General features: G+C 70.6%; 8 protein-coding genes. 3 read left to right on the plus strand and 5 right to left on the minus strand.

The window, feature by feature from the left end; genetic code table 11:
* Window positions 1-109: 109 nt before the first annotated feature.
* From moeZ to AB0C38_RS49270, 3 genes are all read right to left on the minus strand, one after another.
* On the minus strand, window positions 110-1285 hold the full coding sequence (gene moeZ / locus AB0C38_RS49260) for an adenylyltransferase/sulfurtransferase MoeZ (protein WP_360688616.1): 1176 nt from the start codon (window positions 1283-1285) through the stop codon (window positions 110-112).
* A gap of 93 nt (window positions 1286-1378) precedes the next feature.
* Window positions 1379-2548 carry a DUF3152 domain-containing protein gene (locus tag AB0C38_RS49265; RefSeq protein WP_360688619.1) on the minus strand — a complete coding sequence of 390 codons (1170 nt, stop codon included), beginning with the start codon at window positions 2546-2548 and terminating at the stop codon, window positions 1379-1381.
* 80 nt (window positions 2549-2628) lie between these two features.
* Window positions 2629-3606 carry an alpha/beta fold hydrolase gene (locus tag AB0C38_RS49270; RefSeq protein WP_360688622.1) on the minus strand — a complete coding sequence of 326 codons (978 nt, stop codon included), beginning with the start codon at window positions 3604-3606 and terminating at the stop codon, window positions 2629-2631.
* Window positions 3607-3719: 113 nt separating this feature from the next.
* Here AB0C38_RS49270 and AB0C38_RS49275 point away from each other — a divergent pair, with 113 nt between their 5' ends.
* The gene (locus AB0C38_RS49275) at window positions 3720-4346 is read left to right on the plus strand and encodes a TetR/AcrR family transcriptional regulator (protein ID WP_360688625.1); all 627 of its coding nucleotides are present in this window, start codon (window positions 3720-3722) and stop codon (window positions 4344-4346) included.
* 96 nt (window positions 4347-4442) lie between these two features.
* Here AB0C38_RS49275 and AB0C38_RS49280 read toward each other — a convergent pair whose 3' ends face one another.
* Complete coding sequence (locus AB0C38_RS49280) at window positions 4443-5354, minus strand: alpha/beta hydrolase (RefSeq protein WP_360688628.1); 912 nt, start codon at window positions 5352-5354, stop codon at window positions 4443-4445.
* Window positions 5351-6259, minus strand: coding sequence for a diiron oxygenase (locus AB0C38_RS49285; RefSeq protein WP_360688631.1), 909 nt, complete (start codon window positions 6257-6259; stop codon window positions 5351-5353). The genes AB0C38_RS49280 and AB0C38_RS49285 overlap by 4 nt, the downstream gene beginning before the upstream one ends.
* Window positions 6260-6311: 52 nt before the next feature.
* Here AB0C38_RS49285 and AB0C38_RS49290 point away from each other — a divergent pair, with 52 nt between their 5' ends.
* Window positions 6312-7070, plus strand: a complete 759-nt coding sequence (locus AB0C38_RS49290; RefSeq protein WP_360688634.1) for a TetR/AcrR family transcriptional regulator — start codon at window positions 6312-6314, stop codon at window positions 7068-7070.
* Complete coding sequence (locus AB0C38_RS49295) at window positions 7067-7384, plus strand: DUF4873 domain-containing protein (protein ID WP_360688637.1); 318 nt, start codon at window positions 7067-7069, stop codon at window positions 7382-7384. Before AB0C38_RS49290 ends, AB0C38_RS49295 begins: the two co-directional genes overlap by 4 nt.
* Window positions 7385-7504: the final 120 nt, after the last annotated feature.

Here is a 7504-nt window from a genome sequence, read left to right on the forward strand (position 1 = left end):
CCAGTGTGGCCGGTCACCCTCTCAGGCCGGCTACCCGTCGTCGCCTTGGTAGGCCTGCCACCTTGAGGGACTTGAAGTCCCTCAAGGTGGCCTTCACGGACCACCACTGTCAGTAGGTCGGCAGGCTCGGGTCGATCTGCTTGGCCCAGGCCAGCACGCCGCCACCGAGGTGCGTCGCGTCCTTGAAGCCGGCCGCGTGCAGCGCGGCGAGGGCCTCCGCCGAGCGCGCGCCCGACTTGCAGTGCAGGACGATCGGCTTGTCCTGCGGCAGCTCCGCCAGCGCCTCGCCCGAGAGGATCCGGTCCTTCGGGATCAGCGTCGCGCCCTTGATGTTGACGATCTCGTACTCGTGCTGCTCGCGGACGTCGATCAGCGCGAAGTTCTCGCCGCTGTCGAACTTGGCCTTGAGCTCGGCGGGCGTGATCGTGCTGCCCGACGCGGCCTGCGCGGCCTCGTCGGAAACCACGCCGCAGAACGCCTCGTAGTCGATCAGCTCGGTGATCTTCGGGGTCTCCGGATCCTTGCGGATCTTGACCTCGCGGTACTTCATCTCCAGCGCGTCGTAGCTGATCAGGCGGCCGAGCAGCGTCTCACCGATGCCGGTGATCAGCTTGATGGCCTCGGTCACCATGATCGAGCCGATGGACGCGCAGAGCACGCCCAGCACGCCACCCTCGGCGCAGGAGGGGACCATGCCCGGGGGCGGCGGCTCGGGGTAGAGGTCGCGGTAGTTGAGGCCCTTGCCGTTCGGCGCGTCTTCCCAGAACACGCTGACCTGGCCCTCGAACCGGAAGATCGAGCCCCAGACGTACGGCTTGCCCAGCAGCACCGCGGCGTCGTTCACCAGGTAGCGCGTGGCGAAGTTGTCCGTGCCGTCGACGATCAGGTCGTACTGCTCGAAGATCTCCAGCGCGTTCGACGAGTCCAGCCGGTCGGTGTGCAGGTACACCTTGACCAGCGGGTTGATCTCGGCGATCGACTCCTGCGCGGAGGCGGCCTTGAGCTTGTCGATGTCGGACTGGCCGTGGATGACCTGGCGCTGCAGGTTCGACTCGTCGACGACGTCGAAGTCGACGATGCCGAGCGTGCCGACCCCGGCCGCGGCCAGGTACAGCAGCGCCGGGCTGCCGAGGCCGCCGGCCCCGATCACCAGGACCTTCGCGTTCTTCAGCCGCTTCTGCCCGGCCACCCCGACGTCCGGGATGATCAGGTGACGGCTGTACCGGGCCACCTCTTCCTTGGTGAGCTCGGCAGCCGGCTCGACGAGCGGCGGCAGTGCTGACATCGGGTCCTCCATCTCGCGCGGATCGCGTCCATCCCACTATGCACAACGCGCGCGGGCAAATAGACCTTCCCGCGTCCGGATGGTGGGAACGGACTAGCTCTTGGGCGTGGGGTTCGGCCAGGCGTTGGGCACGCAGGTGCGGCCGTCCTTGGCCACCTTGCCCTTGTCGCCGCCGGGGATGTCGTTGAGCATCGACACGTAGTTGTCGTCGACGCCGAAGGACTGCTGCATCATCACCGGCGCGGGCTCGTTGTTGCCGCCGCAGCCGACGTGCTGGTTGCCCAGGGCGTGCCCGACCTCGTGGTTGATGGCGTACTGCCGGTACCCGGTCATGTCGGCGTTGAACGCCTTCGCGCCGCGCACCCAGCGGGCCAGGTTGATCAGCACCCGGCCCAGGCTCTTGCGGTAGCAGGACGCCTCGAACTTGATCTGGAAGCCGCAGGCGTCGGCCCGGTGGGTGGTGTCCGGCGTGGTGAGGCTCACCTTGAACGTCGGGTTCGGGAAGTTGGCGTCGACGCGCTGCAGGGCGATCTTGCCGTCCCAGGTCCAGCCCTTCTTGGGGTCGGACAAGGTGCCCTCGACGGCTGCTGCGAAAGCGTCGTCGCCGGCGTAGCTCGCCGGGTCGATGCCGTCCTCGACCTCGATCGTGTAGGTGTACAGCTTGCCGGTGCCGACCTTCGGGCCGCTGCCCGGCACGACGTGCCACTTCCCCGCGCCGGCCTGGGTGAACGGGCTGCCCTCGGGCAGGTCCGCGGTCGGCACCTTGAGGTCGACGGGCGTGGCCGGGTTCTCCGGGATGGCCTGCTCGCCGTTGCCGTCGATCGCGCCGCCCGCCGCGTCGCCGCCCGCCGACTCGACGCCGGCCGGGGCGCCTTGTTCGGCGATCGGCTCGGCCGGGCTGTTCGCGGTGTTGACGACGACGAGCACGGTCAGCACCACGAGGATCGGCAGGGCGTAGACGCGCCAGCCGTAGGTCTTGGTGAACTTCGCGAAGCCGCCGGCCTGCGGCGGCTCCGGCTTTTCGCGCGGGGCCTCGCCGTGGGGCTTCCAGGAGGCGCTCAGCGGCTCGGCGCTGGTCCGCCGCCCGCCGGGGCGGTAGCGGTCCTCACCGACGCGCTGGGCCGGCTGCTGCCGGGACGGGCGGTACTGGCCGGTGCGCGAGGCGTCTCCGGGCTCCGGGGTGCCGTGCGGCGTGCGGCGTGCGGACGCGCGGTGGGGCGCCCGCCGATCTTCGCCTCGCGCGTCGTGCTTCACCCGGTCCACCGCACCAGGGTGCCACAGCGCCACCGAACCGTTATCGGCGACTGGCTGACCACACACGGATTCGTCGTCACCTGATCGGACTACCAGATCCCGGCTTCGACGTGCTCCCACATGCCCAGCACGGCCTTCGCCACGACGATCGGCCGTTCCATCTGCGCCACGTGGCCCGTCCGCGGCAGGACGAGCAGCCGGGCCTTCGGGATCGCCCGGGCCGTCCGCACGGCGCGCCGCACGGAGATGATCCGGTCTTCGCGGCCCCAGACCACCAGCGTCGGGGCTTGCACCCGCGGCGCCGACGACCACAGGGACGCCTTCCCAAGGGTCGACCACGCCCGGAAGATCGCGAACGTGCTGCGCGCCATGGCCGGCGCGGCCCAGGTGAACCCGGCGCGGGCGCCGTGCTCCTCGGCCAGTTCGTCCAGCCGGCTGTCCGGGAACCGCGACGGGTCGGCGAAGCACAGCTTGATCACCTGCGCGGCGCGTTCACGCGGGCCGAGGGCGGCGAGCTGGGCCCGCACCCGCGCGCCGACCAGCGGCAGGTACGCCAGCGCCATCCGCGGGTCGGACAGCCGCCGCGGGTCGGGGCGGCGGTCCGGCATCGCGGGCGAGATGAGCGTCAGCGTCTTCACCAGCTCCGGACGCCGTTCGGCGATCAGCAGCGCGATGGCACCGCCCATCGAGTTGCCGAGCAGGTGCACCGGCGCGCCGACGCCCTCGATGTGCCGCGCGACGACCTCGGCGTGGGCCTGGAGGCTGAAGTCGAAGCCCTTTTCGGGCTCGGACCAGCCGAAGCCGGGCAGGTCGGGGGCGGTGCCGCCGGCGACCGGCGCGAGCAGCGCGGCCAGGTCGGTCCAGTTGGTCGACGAGCCGCCCAGGCCGTGCACGTACACCGCGGGCACGCCGTCCGGGCCCGGCGTGCGGCGGACGTGGAGGCGGGCGGTGCCGGCCTCCTCGAAGGTCGCCGGCCACGGCGGGAGTATCGGCTCGAGGGACGGCAATTCCCTCGACGAAAGGGGCACGTGCGTCAGCGGCGCCCGCGAGGTCACGGGGGTGTTCACGAATCCAGGATGCCCGACACTTGGCAAGGCATACATACCGGCGAGTAATCTTCAGGACGACTTCACGCGGTGGCGACCCCGCCCGTCGAAGGGGCGAAGACGGGAGGAAGAGCATGACGGAGATGACGCGGTTGCAGCAACGAGGGGTGCGCTTGCCCCGGACGGAGCGCCGGGCCCAGCTCCTCGCCGCGGCGCAGCGGGTCTTCGCCGAGAACGGCTACCACGCCGCCGCCATGGACGAGATCGCCGAAGTGGCCGGTGTCAGCAAGCCGGTGCTCTACCAGCACTTCCCCGGCAAGCTCGATCTGTACATCGCGCTGCTGGAAAGCCATGTCGACGAGCTGGTGAAGCGCGTGCAGAACGCGCTGGACTCGACGACGGAGAACAAGCAGCGCGTCCCGGCCACGGTCGGCGCGTTCTTCGACTTCGTCAGCAACGACGCGGGCGCGTTCCGCATGGTGTTCGAGTCCGACCTGCGCGGCGAGCCGGCGGTCCAGGAAGCGGTCGACCGCGCGACGTCGGCGAGCGTGGACGCGATCACGGAGACGATCACGGCGGACGCGGGCCTCGACGAGGACAAGGCACGGCTGCTGGCCGTCGGGCTGGTCGGGATGAGCCAGGTCAGCGCCCGGTTCTGGCTGCAGCACCACCAGTCGATGAGCCGTGAGGAAGCGGTCGCGCTGACGGCCAACCTGGCGTGGCGCGGCATCGGCGGCGGCTTCCCGCTCAAGGACTCGTAAGCGCCCCAAGGCGGCCTTCGGTGCGTCTGACGCACCCAAGGCGGCCTTCGGTGCGTCAGACGCAACCAAGGCCGCCTTGGGGCGCTGGGGTCTGGCTCAGCGGCGCGCGGCCACCCGGACCAGCGCGCTGATGCGGCGGGCCACTTCGTACGGGCGTTCCTGCGGGAGCATGTGGCCGGCGCCCGGGTAGCGGACGAACTCCGCGTGCGGCAGCTCGTCCGCGATCACCTTCGCGTGCGCCAGCGGGCAGAGCCGGTCCCTCTCCCCCGCCAAGACCACCGACGGGACGTCGCAGAGCGCGCCCAGGCCGCCGATGCCGCGGTGGGACGCGATCGCGTCCAGGAACAGCCCCGCGCTCGCCGGGTGGGCGCACAGCAGCTGCTCGACGACGCTGTCCACCTGCGCGCGGCCCGGCCGGTCGCCGAAGACCAGGCGGCGCGCCCCGGATCGGACCATCGCCGGCCGCAGGCGCAGCGTGTCGGATCGCAGCCGGGCGAGCAGGCGGGCCACCCGCGGCTCGAAGCGCGTCACGCCCCGGCCGACCAGGCCCGGGAACCCGAGCGTGAGCTTGTCCATGTCCCCCGACGACGTCGCGACGAACGCCGCACCGGCGAGCCGTGAGGCGACCAGCTCCGGGTGCCGTTCGGCGAGCACCATGAGCGTCATGCCGCCCATGGAGTGCCCGGCCAGCACGAGCGGGCCGGCCGGGACGCGGTCGGCGATCAGCTCGGCGAGGTCGTCGGCGAGCCGCGCGATCGTCGCCGAACCCGGGCGGGCGTGCGCCGAGCCGCCGTGGCCGCGCAGGTCGTAGCGCAGGACGCGTACGCCCGGGTCGAGGTGCGGCAGCACGAAGTCCCACGTCCGGTGGTCCTGCGTCCAGCCGTGCACCAGCAGGAGCGTCACCGCGGAGTCGGCCGGACCCGACTGCGACACGTGCAGCGCGGCGCCGTCGCTCGCGACGAACCGGTGCTCGATCGAGGGATCGCGCAGCCGCGACGCGGTCGTCATCGGCCCGCCGGGAGCAGGAAGGACTTGCGCCAGAAGTACTTCCCGGGCAGCCCGACCAGGCCGGACTCCTCGAGGAACGGCATGATCTTCTCCCCCGCCCAGGCGATCGTCCCCTGCCAGTGCGGGTTGTTCAGGGCCGCCTCGACGCCGTCGCGCGGCCGGATGCCGACCGCCTTGTAGACGTTCGGGTTGATGAACGCCCGCGTCACGAAGTACGAGATGAGCGCGATGACGAACTGCTGGTAGCCGATCTCGGCCTTCGACAGCTTCGCCATGCCGCGCGTGACTTCCTCGCGGGCGAAGGTGACGTGCCGCGCCTCCTCCAGCACGTGGATCCGGTTGACCATCCGGACCAGCGGCTGGACGCCGTCGTCGTTCATCTGCTCGCGCTGCAGCCGGTCCAGGACCTCCTCGGCGACCAGGATCGCGCCGTAGCGCGCCGGGCCGTAGGAGATCGCCGGCATCAGTTTCGCCAGCTTCCTCAGCCACGGCACCGGGCCGTAGGCGGGACAGCCGATCCGCGACGCCATCCGCGCGAACATCGTCGAGTGCCGGCATTCGTCGGCGATCTCGGTGAGGGCGAACTGCGCGTGCGCGGAGGTCGGGTCCTGCTCGTAGACCTCCTTGAGCAGCATCTGCATCAGGAGGATCTCGAACCACAGCCCGGTCGTCGCGACGCTCGCGACTTCGTGCTTGCCCAGCTCGATGCGCTGCTCGGGGGTCAGCTTGTCCCAGAGTTCGGTGCCGTAGAGCGAGGAGCGCTCGTCGAGGATGAAACGCTTGCCCTCGACCAGGGGCGCCGTCCAGTCGATGTCGACGTCCGGGTCGTAGAACTTGTTCGCCGACGACTTGAGCAGCCGCTCCGCGGTCTTCTCGCGATCCGGTTCCTTCAGCGTCCGCGTCATCGCCGACACCCCTTCCAACGTGTAACTTGAGGTAACAGTTACCTCTGGTAGCATGAGCCCCGTGATCGAACGTGTCAAGCGCTCCGGCAAGCCGTCCGCCCGCGACGAAGGGGCGACCGGCGACGCCCGGCGGGACCGCTGGCGCAAGCACCGGATCGCGCGGCGCAAGGAGTTCGTGGAGGCCGCGCTGCGGGCACTCGACACGCACGGCCCGGACCTCGGCATGGAGGACGTCGCCGCGGAGGCGGGCGTCACGAAGCCGGTGCTGTACCGGCACTTCGACGACAAGGCCGACCTCTACGTGGCCCTCGGCCAGCGCGGCACGGAGATCCTCTTCGAGCGGCTGATCCCGGCGATCAACGCGGAGCTCGCGCCGGTCCCGCGGATCCGGATGGCGCTCGACGCGTTCTTCACGGTGATCGAGGAGCACCCGAACCTGTACCGGCTGCTGGCGCACGGGCGGCCGGAGAAGCCGGTGTCGTCGGACGTGGTGGCCGAGGACAAGGAACTGATCGCGACGGCGCTGACGGCGCTGCTGGGCGACTACATGCGGATGTTCAACATGGACTCCGGCGCGGCCGAGCCGTGGGCGCACGGCATCGTCGGCATGGTCCAGAACACCGGCGAGTGGTGGCTGGACCGCAGGTCGATGGGCCGCGACGCGGTGGTCGAGTACCTGACGCAGATCATCTGGGCGGCGATCGACGGGCTGACCCGCCAGCACGGCGTGGTCATCGACCCGAACCAGCCCCTGGAGGTCAACAAGGTGGTCCAGCTGGGCCGCGCGGAAGGCTTGGAGGAGACGTCATGAGCGACCACGACGAAGACGGCTACAGCGGGTCGGCGACCCTGCTGGTCGACGGTGTTTCGGTGACGGCGACGGTCGAGCTGCGCGGCTACTTCCAGCCGATCGACGGCTTCTACCGCTGGTACGGCCGCGTCGCGGTGAACGAGGAGCTGTCGAAGCTGGCGGGCGGCAAGAAGAAGCCCGTCGAAATCCGGACCGGCACGCATTCGGCCACCGGCGAGCTGTCGGATCCGGACCCGTGGGGCCGCTACCGCGTCATGGGCACCAGCACCCCGCCGTTCCACGTGCCGACGACCCTGGAAGAACTCAACGCCTGAAAGCCGTGAAGGGCACCTTCAGGGACTCAGAGTCCCTGAAGTGAAGAGATGCTCGGGTGCCCCGTGCCGATCGCGCGGTTCGTCGCGCGGACGGACCTCGCGGTGGTCGCGCTGCAGGAC

Source organism: Amycolatopsis sp. NPDC048633 (genome assembly GCF_040650695.1).
GTDB lineage: Bacteria > Actinomycetota > Actinomycetes > Mycobacteriales > Pseudonocardiaceae > Amycolatopsis.

What these genes read in the sequence shown, in the direction of transcription:
- AB0C38_RS49290 (WP_360688634.1), top strand. Translation starts at nt 6,312, where the DNA reads ATGAGCCCCGTGATCGAACGTGTCAAGCGCTCCGGCAAGCCGTCCGCC.
- AB0C38_RS49275 (WP_360688625.1), top strand. Translation starts at nt 3,720, where the DNA reads ATGACGGAGATGACGCGGTTGCAGCAACGAGGGGTGCGCTTGCCCCGG.
- moeZ (WP_360688616.1), bottom strand. Translation starts at nt 1,285, where the DNA reads ATGTCAGCACTGCCGCCGCTCGTCGAGCCGGCTGCCGAGCTCACCAAG.
- AB0C38_RS49280 (WP_360688628.1), bottom strand. Translation starts at nt 5,354, where the DNA reads ATGACGACCGCGTCGCGGCTGCGCGATCCCTCGATCGAGCACCGGTTC.
- AB0C38_RS49285 (WP_360688631.1), bottom strand. Translation starts at nt 6,259, where the DNA reads ATGACGCGGACGCTGAAGGAACCGGATCGCGAGAAGACCGCGGAGCGG.
- AB0C38_RS49295 (WP_360688637.1), top strand. Translation starts at nt 7,067, where the DNA reads ATGAGCGACCACGACGAAGACGGCTACAGCGGGTCGGCGACCCTGCTG.